General features: G+C 68.1%; 10 protein-coding genes, 1 pseudogene and 1 riboswitch. Of the genes and pseudogenes, 5 read left to right on the forward strand and 6 right to left on the reverse strand.

Annotated features, from left to right (window positions below; all coding sequences use genetic code 11):
* The first annotated feature begins 59 nt into the window (after positions 1 to 59).
* The 5 genes and pseudogenes from G6N07_RS10195 (at position 60) to G6N07_RS10215 (ending at position 7,857) form a co-directional block, all read left to right on the forward strand.
* Positions 60 to 1,445: a hemolysin family protein gene (locus G6N07_RS10195; protein ID WP_085192862.1), complete on the forward strand. Its 1,386-nt coding sequence runs from the start codon at positions 60 to 62 to the stop codon at positions 1,443 to 1,445.
* Positions 1,445 to 2,497, forward strand: a complete 1,053-nt coding sequence (locus G6N07_RS10200; RefSeq protein WP_085192861.1) for a hemolysin family protein — start codon at positions 1,445 to 1,447, stop codon at positions 2,495 to 2,497. The genes G6N07_RS10195 and G6N07_RS10200 overlap by 1 nt, the downstream gene beginning before the upstream one ends.
* Positions 2,497 to 3,378, forward strand: a pseudogene (locus tag G6N07_RS19900) (3-methyladenine DNA glycosylase). Before G6N07_RS10200 ends, G6N07_RS19900 begins: the two are co-directional and overlap by 1 nt.
* Before the next feature lie 58 nt (positions 3,379 to 3,436).
* Positions 3,437 to 5,677 (forward strand): malate synthase G, encoded by a 2,241-nt coding sequence (locus tag G6N07_RS10210; protein WP_085192860.1) that lies wholly within the window; start codon positions 3,437 to 3,439, stop codon positions 5,675 to 5,677.
* Between the two features lie 95 nt (positions 5,678 to 5,772).
* Positions 5,773 to 7,857 carry a vWA domain-containing protein gene (locus G6N07_RS10215; RefSeq protein ID WP_085192859.1) on the forward strand — a complete coding sequence of 695 codons (2,085 nt, stop codon included), beginning with the start codon at positions 5,773 to 5,775 and terminating at the stop codon, positions 7,855 to 7,857.
* Between the two features lie 125 nt (positions 7,858 to 7,982).
* Here the strand turns inward: G6N07_RS10215 and gcvP are convergent, their stop codons facing one another.
* From gcvP to gcvH, 6 genes are all read right to left on the reverse strand, one after another.
* Positions 7,983 to 10,838 (reverse strand): aminomethyl-transferring glycine dehydrogenase, encoded by a 2,856-nt coding sequence (gene gcvP, locus G6N07_RS10220; protein ID WP_085192858.1) that lies wholly within the window; start codon positions 10,836 to 10,838, stop codon positions 7,983 to 7,985.
* A 168-nt stretch (positions 10,839 to 11,006) separates the two neighbouring features.
* A riboswitch (glycine riboswitch) is annotated at positions 11,007 to 11,105 on the reverse strand.
* Between the two features lie 24 nt (positions 11,106 to 11,129).
* Entirely contained in the window at positions 11,130 to 11,753 is a 624-nt protein-coding gene (locus G6N07_RS10225) for a MerR family transcriptional regulator (RefSeq protein ID WP_085192857.1), read from the reverse strand.
* A 246-nt stretch (positions 11,754 to 11,999) separates the two neighbouring features.
* Positions 12,000 to 12,494, reverse strand: coding sequence for a bifunctional nuclease family protein (locus G6N07_RS10230; RefSeq protein WP_003882030.1), 495 nt, complete (start codon positions 12,492 to 12,494; stop codon positions 12,000 to 12,002).
* 104 nt (positions 12,495 to 12,598) lie between these two features.
* Positions 12,599 to 13,348 (reverse strand): transcriptional regulator FtsR, encoded by a 750-nt coding sequence (ftsR, locus tag G6N07_RS10235; RefSeq protein WP_085192855.1) that lies wholly within the window; start codon positions 13,346 to 13,348, stop codon positions 12,599 to 12,601.
* Positions 13,349 to 13,378: 30 nt separating this feature from the next.
* Complete coding sequence (garA, locus tag G6N07_RS10240) at positions 13,379 to 13,858, reverse strand: glycogen accumulation regulator GarA (RefSeq protein WP_085192854.1); 480 nt, start codon at positions 13,856 to 13,858, stop codon at positions 13,379 to 13,381.
* Positions 13,859 to 14,029: 171 nt separating this feature from the next.
* Positions 14,030 to 14,425, reverse strand: a complete 396-nt coding sequence (gene gcvH, locus G6N07_RS10245) for a glycine cleavage system protein GcvH (RefSeq protein WP_085192853.1) — start codon at positions 14,423 to 14,425, stop codon at positions 14,030 to 14,032.
* Between the last annotated feature and the right edge of the window lie 22 nt (positions 14,426 to 14,447).

A 14,447-nucleotide genomic window follows, 5' to 3' on the forward strand; every position in this document is an offset into this window, starting at 1 on the left:
CGACGCCGAGCCGTCTTCTCGTCGGCCGGGGCACGGCGGGGCGCGCCGGTGATGCTGCGATGAGCGTCGCGTACACCCTGCTGTCGCTGTTGGCCATCGTGGTGTTGACCGCGGGTACCGCGGTGTTCGTCGCCGCCGAGTTCTCGTTGACGGCGTTGGAGCGCAGCACTGTCGAGGCCAACGCGCGTAGCGGGAACCGCCGCGATCAGCTCGTGCGCCGCGCCCACCGGACCCTGTCCTTCCAGCTCTCGGGCGCCCAGGTGGGCATCTCGATTACCACACTGGCGACCGGCTACCTCGCCGAGCCCGTGGTCGCCCGGCTGCTGCAACCGGGTCTGGACGCGATCGGGCTGCCGGAGCGGGTGGCGAGCGGGGTGGCCCTGTTTCTGGCGATCCTGATCGCCACCTCGCTGTCGATGGTCTTCGGTGAGCTTGTTCCCAAGAACCTGGCCGTCGCCAAACCGGCTCCCACCGCGCGCGCCTCGGCGCCGCCGCAGCTGCTGTTCTCCGCGATGTTCACGCCGCTGATCCGGTTGACCAACGGCACCGCGAACATGATCCTGCGCCGGCTGGGCATCGAACCCGCCGAGGAGTTGCGTTCGGCACGTTCGGTGCAGGAGCTGATCTCGCTGGTGCGCAACTCGGCGCGCAGCGGCTCCCTGGATCCAGTGACCGCGGTACTGGTGGACAGGTCGCTGCAGTTCGGGGAGCGCACCGCCGAGGAGTTGATGACGCCGCGCACCGAGATCGAGGCTCTGCAAACCGACGACACGGTCGCCGACCTCATCGCCGCCGCGATCGAGACGGGGTATTCGCGCTTCCCCATCGTCGAGGGCGACCTCGACGCGACCGTCGGCGTGGTGCACGTCAAACAAGTGTTCTCGGTGCCGAGCGACGACCGCGACCGCACTCGCCTGGCCGCGATTGCGATCCCGGTGGCGACCGTGCCCTCGACGCTGGACGGGGACGCGGTGATGACCCAGATCCGCGCCAATGGACTGCAGACCGCACTGGTGGTCGACGAGTACGGGGGCACCGCCGGAATGGTGACCGTCGAGGACCTGATCGAGGAGATCGTCGGCGACGTCCGGGACGAACACGACGACGCCACGCCGGACGTGGTGCCCGCCGGAGAGGGCTGGCAGGTGTCGGGTCTGCTGCGGATCGACGAAGTGGCCGCCGGAACCGGCTTCCGCGCCCCCGAAGGGGAGTACGAGACCATCGGCGGCCTGGTGCTGCAGGAACTCGGGCACATGCCGGAGGTGGGCGATTCGGTGGAACTGACCGCCTTCGATCCGGACGGGCCACTGGAGGATCCGATCCGATGGCAGGCCAAGGTCGTGCAGATGGACGGTCGCCGGATCGATCTGCTGGAACTGGTGGAACTCGGGCGCCGCGGTGCCACCGTGCACGACGACGGCACCGAGTCGCAGGAGGACCGCTGATGGGTGGCGATCTGTTCGGCGTCCTGCTGACCGTGCTGCTGCTGGCGGCGAATGCGTTCTTCGTGTCCTCCGAGTTCGCGCTCATCTCGGCGCGCCGCGACCGGCTCGAGGCCCTGGCCGAACAGGGAAAGAACAGCGCGGTGACGGTCATCCGGGCCGGTGAGAACCTTTCGTTGATGCTGGCCGGTTCGCAGCTGGGCATCACGATCTGCTCGATCCTGCTGGGCCGCGTCGGCGAACCCGCTGTGGCGCATCTGCTGGAGCAACCGTTCGGGCTGCTGGGCATTCCGGACGCGGTGCTGCACAGCGTCTCGTTCGTGGTGGCGTTGAGCGTGGTGGTCACGTTGCACGTGCTGCTCGGCGAGATGGTCCCGAAGAACATCGCGATCGCCGGACCGGAGTCGGCGGCGATGCTGCTGGTCCCCGTCTACCTCGTCTACATCCGGGCAGCGAGACCACTCATCGCGTTTTACAACTGGTGCGCCAACGCCACCCTGCGCGCCGTCGGGGTGGAGCCCAAGGACGAACTCGACGTCAACGTGTCGACGGTCGAACTGTCGGAGATGATCGCCGAGTCGGTGTCCGAGGGTCTGCTCGACCCGGAGGAACACACCCGGCTGACCCGCGCCCTGCAGATCCGCAACCGCGCCGTAAGGGACGTGGCGATGCCGCTGGACACGATCCACGCCATACCGGCGTCGGACCCCAGTCAAGGCCCGACTGTCGCTGCGGTCGAGCGGGCGCTGGCCGAGACGGGTTACTCCCGCTTCCCGGTGACCGCACCGTCCGGGCAATACCTTGGCTACCTGCACATCAAGGATGTGCTCCCGCTGGTGCACGACCCAGACGCGGTGCTGGACCGGTCGATGGTGCGCCCGCTGCCCCAGCTTCCCGAGTCACTGCCGCTGCCCGACGCGCTGTCGCGGCTGCGCCGCTCTAACAGCCACCTCGCGCTGGTCACTTCCGACGGGACGATCACGGCAATGGTGGCGTTGGAGGACCTCGTCGAGGATCTCGTCGGCACTGTGCGCGACGGAACGCACCGGCGGTGATGGCCGACGCCGTCGAGGAGTCGGTCTGGGGGCAGCGGGTACGCATCCACGGTGATCGGCTGGACGCGTTCTGCGCGCCCGTCGCAGAGCGGCGCCGTACCGGCCGGAGGCACCCGGTGTGGGACTTCCCCTTCACTTACTACAGGCTGTTCTCTTACTACAGGCTGTTCACTTACTACAGGCAGTTCACTTACTACAGCCTGTTCACTTACTACAGCCTTCGGCCGAGCCAGCTGCGGTGCTGGCACCCCCGGCTTCGGGGTGGCGCTGTGCGGGCCACCGCCGCCCGACCGGCTCCGCTGAACTGCTTCGGATTACACGAGTGGGCCATGGGTGTACCGCCCCCCGAGACCCGCCACGACGCCGTGTCGTTACGCCTCGGGCGGGGCTGGAACAGACGCGGTGGTGGTGTCGGTGTCGTTGCCTTGCAGCCATTTCGACGCCTATCGGTTCTTCACCCTGGAGGCGGCCGGTCGCAATCTCGAACCGTTGGGCCGTGAGCGTCAGGTCGACACCGGACAGCCGGGCTGTCTGCATGCCGCGATGGACCTCTACAAGTGGGCGCACAAGCGCGCACCGCTGGTGGCATCGGATCTGGTCATGGACTGTCTGGAGTTGGCGGTCGACGCCCGGTGCTCGACATGCGCGCGAGCCCATATGACCTACGCGGCTACCGGTTCGACGCCATTGCGATCGAAACCCCGGCCGGCCGCGCGGAATACGTCCGGGCGCAACAGGACATCGCCGAGCGGGCAGCGCCGCTACACGCCCCACACTCACGGCGCGGTGTGACGAGCTGCGCACCGCACTGGCTGAGGACGGCAGCTGAGGACGGTGCGGCGTCGGTGCGGGCTGGATTCGCCGGCGTTAGCCATGGGTAAGCTGGATCGACGGCGGCGTGCCGGGTGGCGCGCGTCAGTACGGCCGAGGAGGAAGACGATGACAGATCGCGTGACGGTGGGAAACCTGCGCGTGGCCCGCACGCTGTACGACTTCATCACCGATGAGGCGCTGGCCGGTACCAACCTCGACCCGGACAGTTTCTGGTCGGGCGTCGACAAGGTCGTCGCCGACCTGACCCCGCGCAACCAGGAACTGCTCGCGCGCCGCGACGAACTGCAAGCCCAGATCGACAAGTGGCACCGCCAGCGGGCCATCGGTCCACACGATGCCGACGAGTACAAGCAGTTCCTCATCGAGATCGGCTACCTGGAACCCGATCCGGGCGACTTCACGATCACGACGGCCGACGTCGACGACGAGATCACCAAGACCGCCGGCCCCCAACTGGTGGTGCCGGTGCTCAATGCCCGCTTCGCGCTCAACGCCGCGAACGCGCGGTGGGGTTCGCTCTACGACGCGCTCTACGGTACCGACGTCATCAGCGAGGCCGACGGTGCGGAGAAGGGCACCCGCTACAACCGCGTCCGTGGCGACAAGGTGATCGCCTATGCTCGTGAATTTCTCGACGGCGCAGCACCGCTGGCGTCGGGTGGGTGGAGCGACGCGGTCGAGTTCAAGATCGAGGCCGGGCAGGTGCTCGTCGAGCTCGCTGGCGGGTTGTCGGATGACGACCACTCCCCGGGCGAGCGCTCGTGGGTCGGCCTGGCCGACCCGGAACAGTTCGTGGGATACACCGGCGAACTCGGTTCGCCGCAGTGGTCGATCCTGCTGCGCAACAACGGGCTGCACATCGAGATCCTCATCGATCCCGAGTCGCCGGTGGGCTCGACCGACAAGGCCGGCGTCAAAGACGTCGTGCTGGAATCCGCCGTCACCACGATCATGGACTTCGAGGATTCTGTGGCCGCCGTCGACGCCGAGGACAAGGTGTTGGGCTACCGCAACTGGTTGGGACTCAACCGCGGGGACCTGAGCGAAGAGGTCGCCAAGGGCGGCAAGACCTTCACCCGCGTGCTCAACCCGGACCGCGCGTACACCACCCCGGACGGTTCCGGTGAGCTCACCCTGCCCGGGCGCAGCCTGCTGTTCGTGCGCAACGTCGGTCACCTCATGACGAACGACGCGATCGTGGACGCGGAGGGCAACGAGGTGTTCGAGGGCATCCAGGATGCCCTGTTCACCGGCCTGATCGCGATGCACGGATTGCAGGACGGAACGCAGAACGACGGAGCCAACGGCCCGCTGCGCAACAGCCGCACCGGTTCGGTCTACATCGTCAAACCGAAGATGCACGGTCCCGCCGAGGTGGCCTACACGGTCGACCTGTTCAGCCGCGTCGAGGACGTGCTGGGGTTGCCGCAGAAGACCCTCAAGGTCGGCATCATGGACGAGGAGCGGCGCACCACCGTCAACCTGAAGGCGTGCATCAAGGCCGCCGCCGACCGCGTCGTGTTCATCAACACCGGGTTTCTCGACCGCACTGGCGACGAGATCCACACGTCGATGGAGGCGGGTCCGATGGTCCGCAAGGGCGCGATGAAGAGCCAACCGTGGATCAAGGCCTACGAGGACCAGAACGTCGACGTGGGCCTGGCCACGGGCTTCTCGGGCCGCGCCCAGATCGGCAAGGGTATGTGGGCGATGACGGACCTGATGGCCGACATGGTCGAGCAGAAGATCGAACAGCCCAAGGCCGGTGCCACCACCGCGTGGGTGCCCTCCCCGACAGCCGCCACACTGCATGCCATGCACTACCACCAGGTCGACGTGTACGCGGTTCACCAGGAACTGGAGGGCAGGCACCGCGCGACGATCGACGACCTGCTCACCATCCCGCTGGCCAAGGAACTCGCCTGGGCGCCGGGGGAGGTCCGCGAGGAGGTCGACAACAATTGCCAGTCGATCCTGGGCTACGTGGTGCGCTGGATCGACGCCGGCGTCGGCTGCTCCAAGGTTCCCGACATCCACGACACCGCGCTGATGGAGGACCGCGCCACCCTGCGGATCTCCAGCCAGCTGCTGGCCAATTGGCTGCGCCACGGCGTGATCACCGAAGACGACGTCAAGACCAGCCTGCGCCGGATGGCGGCCGTGGTCGACGAACAAAACGCCAAGGATCCCGATTTCAAGCCGATGGCCACGGATCCGGATTCGAGCATCGCCTTCCAGGCCGCGCAGGAGCTGATCCTCGCGGGCGGGTCACAGCCGAACGGTTACACCGAGCCGATCCTGCACCGGCGCCGACGCGAGTACAAAGCCAGCGTTGCCGACGCCTGAGACGGCTGGGGCAGGCTGACTAGACTGCCCGAAGCGCTGACGGAAGCCGCGATGATCAAGCGACGAGGCAAATACGGGGACCGGAATGGGTAGGCATGGGTAGGCACAGCATTCCCGATCCCGAGGACTCCGACGACGAAGCCGGTGTCCCCGACGACGGGATCGACGACGGGGGAAACGGCCCCGATCCCGGACCGTCGGGCCGGCACAGTGGTGAGTTCCCGGCACAGCCCTGGGCTGCGGGCGAGCCCCACGAGGGCACCCACGGCACTGCCGACGGGGACTACGACGGGGGTCACTACGACGGGGACTACGGCGACGGGGACTACGACGACGGGGACTACGACGCCGACGCGTACGGTGGCGACCGTCCGGTGGCCGCCGATCCCCCGCCCTCCACAGGTCCGACCGGGGCCGCGCACAGCGGCGACTGGGACGGCGGCGAGTGGACCGGCAGTCACCGCGCGGTGACGCCGGGCCGGCGTGGCATCAGTCTCGGGGTCATCGCCGCGCTCGTCACGGTGGTCGTCGTGGTCGGCGCGGTGATCGTGTGGCGTTTCTTCGGCGACGCCCTCTCCGAGCGCAGCGATGCCGCGTCGGCCCGGTGTGTCGACGGCAACCTCGACGTCGCCGTGCTGGCCGACCCGTCGATCGCCGACACCATCCGCGGACTGGCCGACCAGTACAACGAAAACGCCGCGCCGGTCGGCGACCGCTGCGTGGAGGTCGGCGTCAGACCGGCAGGTTCGGAGCAGGTGATCGCGGGCTTCGGCGATACCTGGCCCGCCGACCTCGGGGAGCGTCCGGCGCTGTGGATCCCGGCGAGCGGCGTCTCGGCGGCCCGGCTCGAAGCGGCGACCGGTCAGAAGACCGTCAGCGATTCCCGCACACTCGTCAGCACACCGGTCGTCCTCGCGGTACGGCCCGAACTCGAGGCGGCACTGGGGCAACAGAACTGGGGCACCTTGCCTGCTCTGCAGACCAACCCGACAGCGCTCGACGGGCTCGGTCTGCCCGGGTGGGGTTCACTGAAGCTCGCACTGCCGCGCAGCGGGAACGCCGATGCATCGTATCTGGCGGCCGAGGCCGTCGCCGCGGCCGCGACTCCCGACGGCGCACCCGTGACCGAGGGGATCAGCGCGGTCACTACGCTGGCCGCCGCAGCGCCGGAACTTCCCGACGACACCGCGGACACCGCCATGGCGGCGCTGCTGGGCTCCGATGACCCGGCGGAGGCGCCGGTGCACGCCGTGGCGATGACCGAACAGCAAGTGGTGGCGCGTGCGGCGTCGGTCCCCGACGCGAAGTCCACCCTCGCCTCGTGGCTACCGCCGGGTCCGGTGGCGACCGCCGACTACCCGACGGTGCTGCTGGCCGGTGACTGGCTGGAACGTGAACAGGTCAGCGCCGCCAGCCAGTTCGCCCGGTTCATGCGAGAGCCCGATCAGATGAGCCAGCTCACCAAGGCCGGCTTCCGCACCCAGGGCGGCACCCCGCCACCCAGCGAGGTCACCGATTTCCCGAACCTGGCCGCCCCGTTGTCCGTCGGTGACGGTGCGGCCCGGGCGAAGCTGGCCGAGGCCCTGCCCTCACCGGCGCAGGCCGCGACCACCACGATCATGCTCGACCTGTCCATGCCGGCCCAGGAGGGCGGTAACACGAGGCTGGGCAACGTCGTCAACGCGCTGATCCCGCGGGTGGAGGCGCTGCCGCCGACCACCGCGCTGGGCCTGTGGACGTTCGATGCCACCGCCGGCAACTCGCAGGTCAACACCGGACCGTTGTCCGAACCGGTCGGTGGTCAGCCGCGGTCGGCTGCCTTGACCGCGACGCTCGACACGCTGTCGTCCACCTCCGGTGGCGCGGTCTCGTTCACCACGCTGCGGCTTGTCTACAACGACGCACTGGCCAACTTCCGCACCGGCCAACCCAATTCGGTGCTGGTAATCACTCAGGGACCGCACACCGACCAGACCCTCGGCAGTGCGGGGCTCGAGGCGTTCATCCGGGGCGCGTTCGATCCCGCCCGGCCGGTGGCGGTCAACGTCATCGACTTCGGCGACGACTCCGACCGGGCGACCTGGGAGAACGTCGCGCGGACCACCGGGGGTCAGTACCAGAACCTCGCGACGTCCGACACACCCGAGTTGGCTGCGGCGATCACGACTTTGCTCAGATGATCAGCCGCGCCATCCGGGGCGCTTGACGTCGTTCCCGGTCGAGGTCGAGGTCAAGGTCGACGAGGCCCTCGCCGCGGTCGGCATGTCCCTGACACCGTGCTCCGACGCGCCTGCGCGGTGACGGCTTAGGTGAACGCCTCGACCGGCGGGCACGAGCACATCAGGTTCCGATCGCCGTAGGCCCCGTCGATCCGTCGCACCGGCGGCCACACCTTGGGCCGGAAGCCCTTACCCAGCGGGTAAGCCGCCTGCTCGCGCGTGTACGGGTGATTCCACTCCGCCACCAGCAGCGACTCGGCGGTGTGCGGAGCCGCGTGCAAGGGGTTGTCATCACGGGACCAGAGTCCGGCCCCCACATTGTCGATCTCGGCGCGGATCGCGATCATCGCCTCGCAGAACGCATCGACCTCGGTGAGCGATTCACTTTCGGTCGGCTCGACCATCAACGTGCCTGCCACCGGGAAGCTCATCGTCGGCGCATGAAAACCGAAGTCGGCCAACCGTTTCGCCACGTCTTCCACGGTGACACCGGTCTGCTTGGTGACGGGCCGCAGATCCAGGATGCACTCGTGGGCCACCATGCCGTTCTCCCCCGCGTACAGCACCGGATAGTACTCGTCGAGACGGCGGGCGACGTAGTTGGCCGACGCGATCGCGGTGAGCGACGCCGCGCGTAGACCGGGTGCCCCCATCATGCGGATGTACATCCAGGTGATCGGCAGGATCGACGCCGAGCCGTACGGAGCGGCCGACACGGTGTAGTCGTCACCGAGTTCGTCGGCGAGCGGATGGCCCGGCAGATACGGCGCCAGGTGGGCGCGCACCGCGACCGGCCCGACACCGGGACCGCCTCCGCCGTGCGGGATGCAGAACGTCTTGTGCAGGTTGAGATGACTGACATCACCGCCGAACCTCCCCGGCCTGGCCAGGCCGACCAGCGCGTTGAGGTTCGCGCCGTCGACGTAGACCTGACCGCCGGCATCGTGCACGGCCGCACAGATCTCGGCGACGTCGTGTTCGTACACACCGTGGGTGGACGGATAGGTGATCATCAGCGCCGCCAGGCGCTCCGCGTTCTCGGTCACCTTGGCGCGCAGGTCATCGAGGTCGACGTCGCCGTTGGGCCGGCAGCCCACCACGACCACCCGCATCCCGGCCAGCGCCGCTGACGCCGCGTTGGTGCCATGGGCGCTCGACGGGATCAGGCACACATCGCGTTGGGGTGCGCCGTTGGCGTCGTGGTAGGCCTTGATCGCCAGCAGGCCGGCGTACTCGCCCTGGGATCCGGCGTTGGGCTGCAACGAGATCTCGTCGTAGCCGGTGATGCCGGTCAGCCAGGTCTGTAGGTCGGCGATCAGCTTGCGCAGGCCCGGGGTGTCGCCCTCCGGGGCGAACGGATGCTGCCTGGCGAACTCCGGCCAGGTGATCGGCTCCATCTCGGCGGCGGCGTTGAGTTTCATGGTGCAGGAACCGAGCGGGATCATGCTGCGGTCCAGCGCGATGTCCTTGTCGGCCAACGACCGCAGGTAGCGCATCATCTCGGTTTCGGTGCGATACCGGGTGAACGCCGGATGGGTCAGGAATACCGATGTGCGGGTGGCGATCTCAGGACCGCTGAAGGGCTGCCGGCCACGGGTGGCGCCGAACGCCGCGAGCACCGCGGCGACGTGGTCGGCGGTGGTCGCCTCGTCACAGGCCACCGAGACGTGATCGGCGTCGACGAGCCAGATGTTGATCCCGTGGGATTTCGCGGCGTCGCGGATCTCGGCCGCCCGGCCCGACACGTGAACCAGCACGGTGTCGAAGAATGCGCCGTGCACCACGTCGGCCCCGGCCTCCGCGAGACCGGTCGCGATCGCGCGGGCGTGCCCGTGGACGCGTCGGGCGATCGAGGTCAGACCCTCGGCGCCGTGATAGCTCGCGTACATCGCGGCGATGACCGCCAGCAGCACCTGGGCGGTGCAGATGTTGCTGGTCGCCTTGTCGCGCCGAATGTGTTGTTCCCGGGTTTGCAGCGCCAGCCGGTAGGCCGGCGACCCGTCCGCATCCACGGACACCCCGACGAGGCGACCGGGCAGCTGCCTGGCGTGCTTGGTGTGGACCGCCAGGTAGCCGGCGTGCGGGCCGCCGAACCCCATCGGCACACCGAAGCGCTGCGTGCTGCCGAAGGACACGTCGGCGCCGAAGTCGCCGGGCGGGGTGACCAGTGTCAGGGCCAGCAGATCGGCGCCGACCGCGACCAGTGCGCCGCGGTGGTGGGCGTCCGCCACCAACGGCGCCCAGTCGACGAGCGCACCGCTGGCGCCCGGCAGTTGGACGATCACACCGAAGAAGTCGCCCTCGGGCAGCCCGTCACGCAGGTCGGCGGTGACGATCTCGATTCCCAGCGGTCGCGCCCGCGTCGCGAGCACCGCGGCGGTCTGGCGGTACACGTCGGCATCCACGACAAGGCGGGCCGTCGCGCCCTTAGTGGTGCGGCCCGCCCGCTGCATCAACGTCATGGCTTCGGCCGCCGCGGTCGCCTCGTCGAGCATCGACGCGTTGGCCACTTCCAGACCGGTCAGATCCGACACCATGGTCTGGAAGTTGAGCAGTGCCTCGAGTCGGCCCTGGCTGATCTCGGGCTGGTACGGCGTGTACGCGGTGTACCAGGCGGGATTCTCCAGGATGTTGCGGCGCAGTACCGGGGGGGTCAGGGTGTCGAAGTAGCCCTGCCCGATCATCGACACCGCGACGGTGTTCGACTCGGCGAGCGAACGTAGTTCGGCGAGCGCCTCGCTCTCGGACGCGGGGGCGGGCAGCACGTCGAGACCGGGTGCGTCCCCGTCGACCGACCGGGCGTCGAGGATGTTCGCTGGCAGCGCCTTGGCGGCGAGGTCGTCGAGGTTCGCCACGCCGATGGTGTCGAGCATGACCGTGACGGCATCGGAATCGGGACCGATGTGCCGGTCGGCAAAACCGGGCTGGTGGGCATCGAGCACGAGGTGAGATCTCCTACCGGGGGCAGAACCGCTGGACGATCCCTCTCCCTCTGTCGTCGACCCGGGCGGGCGCCTGAGAGATTCGGCCGCGGCTCGAGCTGTTCGAGCACCGCGCCTTTCCCCATGGGCGGGCGGACCGCTGGTGTCCACCGCTTTCCAGAGGCATCGAGGCCGTGCGCGGTCCGGGGTGCCTGAGAGGTTGACGGAGAGGTGTTGCTCCTTCGGCGCCCGTGACTGGCGATCACGGAGCTCTCCCGCACACGGGCGATGCGTGTCCAGTTTAGCGGGCGATCAGCCGATCTTGCGGTCGCCGCGGTGCTTGCGCCGCGAGGCCAGCTCGTCCTCGGGGGCCGCGATCGATTCGCCACCGTCGGCCCGCTCACCCGGAAAGTCGGCGATGGCACCGGTCAGCTCGCGCATCGCACCCGAGACCGCGATGCCGAAGACACCCTGCCCGCCCTGGAGGAGGTCGACGACCTCCTCGGCGGAAGTGCATTCGTACACCGTGGTGCCGTCGGAGAACAGCGTGATGTTCGCCAGGTCGCCGACGCCGCGCTGACGCAGATGGTCGACGGCGACGCGGATGTTGTGCAGAGAGATCCCGGTGTCGAGCAGCCGCTTGACGATCTTGAGAACCAGAATGTCCTTGAACGAGTAGAGCCGCTGGCTGCCCGAACCGGCCGCACCACGGATCGAGGGCACCACCAGTGAGGTGCGAGCCCAGTAGTCCAGCTGGCGGTAGGTGATGCCGGCGATCTGGCAGGCGCTCGGCCCACGGTAGCCGACGAGTTCGTCGGGGACGGAGTCGTCGGGGAACAGCCCGGCCTGCACCGGTTCGTTCGTCACCCGGGTCGCCGACTCAGGGGTGCTCTCGGTCGACAGATCCAGCTCTCCCTGACGTGGCGTGTCGCCCACTATCGAATCCTCTCGCCGATCGAACTCGCCCGCTGGCACCCTGCAGCGACGTGCAGTTCAGTGTCGTCGTGCAGTTCAGTGTCGTCGTACACCAGCTCGATTGTGGTCGAGCATACGCGTTCACTCGAGCCCTGACTGCTCGTCGCCCCCCAAAGTATGGCCTCTGACGAGGCGTTGTCGGCCACTGGCACCGCGTGTCGGCACTCAAGCGCCGAGTTGAGACGCATCCGTGACAATGCCCCGGTTTCAGGTCGCTTTGAAGTCGTCAGGAGACACGCTGTCGAGGAATTCCTTGAACTTCTCCACCTCGTCCTCACGGACCGTGCCGGCGGCCTCTTCGTCGTTCTCGTCGGGGATCAACAGCCCGGCCTCGGCCAGCACTGCCTCCTCGACGTAGATGGGCACTCCGACGCGCAGTGCGATGGCCACCGAATCCGACGGCCGGGCCGACACCTTGATGTCCCGGTCGAAGATCAGGTCGGCGTAGAAGGTGCCCTCCTGCAGGTCGACGATCCGCACCTCCTTGAGCGAATGCCCGAGCGCGGCGATGACGTCGCGGATCAGATCGTGGGTCAGCGGTCTGGCCGGCTCGACACCCTGCTGTTCCAAGGCGATCGCGGCGGCCTCCGACTGGCCGATCCAGATCGGCAGATAACGGTCGCCGTTGGACTCGCGCAGCAGCAGCACCGGCTGGTTCTGGGGCTGCTCCACGCGAATGCCGACCACACGAACCTCAGCCATCTGTGTCTGCCCTTTCGCACCAGTGTGCTTGTCGTTCTTCGGTGCTGCGTGTCAGATGCGGTGACCTGACGTGACGGACGAATCCGTCGTTGCGAGTCTAATCCTCAGCGATCCAGTACGTCGCGTACCGCTGATTTGATCAACGAGGTGTGCAGGGTGATGGCCAGTGCCGCGACTTCCCGGGCGAGGTCGTCGGCCCGGTCACGGGCGCCGGTGGTGCCGGCCTTACCCACCGGACCGGCGATCTGGGCGATGAGGTCGGACTGCCGGTCGGCGGCCGAGCGGAACGCGCGCAGGTGCCGTGGTTCCACGCCGTAGTCGGCCAGCGCGCGGGCACACTGGGCGATCACGACGGAGTGCTCGTCGAAGAAGATCCCGCCGCCTGCCTTCGAAGACGGGGTGATCACCCCGGCCTTGATCAGCGCGGCCAGCAGGTCGTCGTCGATTCCGGACCGCTCGAGCAGGTCCTCGCGGCTGAGCCGCGCCTGGGTTGGGGCCACGCTCGCCACTGCAGCCGCGTCGTCGCTGCCGGCACCCACCGGCACCAACCGCGGCGCCAGGTAGGGCGCCGAATGGGGCGGCAGCGCACCATCGGGCTGTGCGTCGAGCTGTGCCTTGATGACCTTGAGCGGCAAGTACTGATCGCGTTGAGCGGTGAGGATGAACCGGAGCCGCGCACAGTCGTAGGCGGTGAACCGCCGGTAGCCCGAGGCGGTGCGCTCCGGTGCGACGAGACCTTCTGCCTCCAGGAACCGGATCTTGGAGATCGTCACGTCCGGGAAGTCCGGTCGCAGCAGGTCCAGGACCGCCCCGATGGACATCCCGGCGAGTGCGGCGCTGTCGGGCTGGCTCATTTACTCGTCGCGCGAGCGCTCATCGGCCACCTAGCTGCTCGGGCCGTTCTCGTCGGTGCTGGGACCCGTGAGGAACACCAGGCGGAACTTGCCGATCTGCACTTCGTCACCGTTGGAGAGAACGGCGGAGTCCACCGGCTCGCGGTTGACGTAGGTGCCGTTGAGGCTGCCGACGTCGACCACCTGGAACTCACCGCTCTCGAGCCGGAACTCGGCATGCCGTCGGCTGACGGTGACGTCGTCGAGGAAGATGTCGCTGTCGGGATGGCGACCGGCGGAGGTGGTCGGCTGGTCGAGCAGGAACCGCGAACCCGCGTTCGGACCCCGCTTGACGACCAGAAGCGCCGAGCCCACCGGCAGACCCTCGACACCGGAGACCGCACTGTCGGACCCTGCCGCAGGCGGTGCGTCCAGCTCGTTGAGGAAGTCGGCCCGGAATACCGAGGTGGTCTCGACGGTGACTTCTTCAGACGTCTGGTCGCCCCCAGAGTTGATGTCCTTGTCCGTCACCCGCTGCTCCTCACTGGCTGCTGTGGCGATATCCGGCCGGTTACAGCCGTCATGTCACGTCGACCGTACCGCGCAGTGGACGTCACTGTGTCCACCACCGCCGGATCCGCCCCTCGTCGATTTCACTCGGTCGAAGATGGTCGAACCGTCGCCCAGCACCCTAACAACAACTCACTCGGTCACCACGCCACGGTAGCCGTCAGCGTCGAGCAGGCCGTCCAGCGCTGCTTCCATCTCGTCGGCGTCGAGCTGGAGGTCGACCAGCCAGCCCTCGCCGTACGGGTCGGAGTTCACCAGATCGGGGCTGCTCTCCAGATTCTCGTTGACGGCAAGCACTTTGGCAGTGACAGGCGCGTACAGATCGGATACCGACTTGGTCGATTCCACCTCACCGAACGACTCGCCCGAGGTGAGATCCGCACCGACGTCGGGCAGTTGCACGAACACGACGTCACCGAGCGCCGCCTGCGCATAGTCGGTGATGCCGACGCGCAGAGTGTCGTCACCCGTACGGAGCACCCACTCGTGTTCCTCGGTGTAGTACAGCTCGGCTGGGATGTCGGTCACAGGTCTCCTCGGCGTACGAGCG

Source organism: Mycolicibacterium doricum, from assembly GCF_010728155.1.
GTDB classification, from domain to species: domain Bacteria; phylum Actinomycetota; class Actinomycetes; order Mycobacteriales; family Mycobacteriaceae; genus Mycobacterium; species Mycobacterium doricum.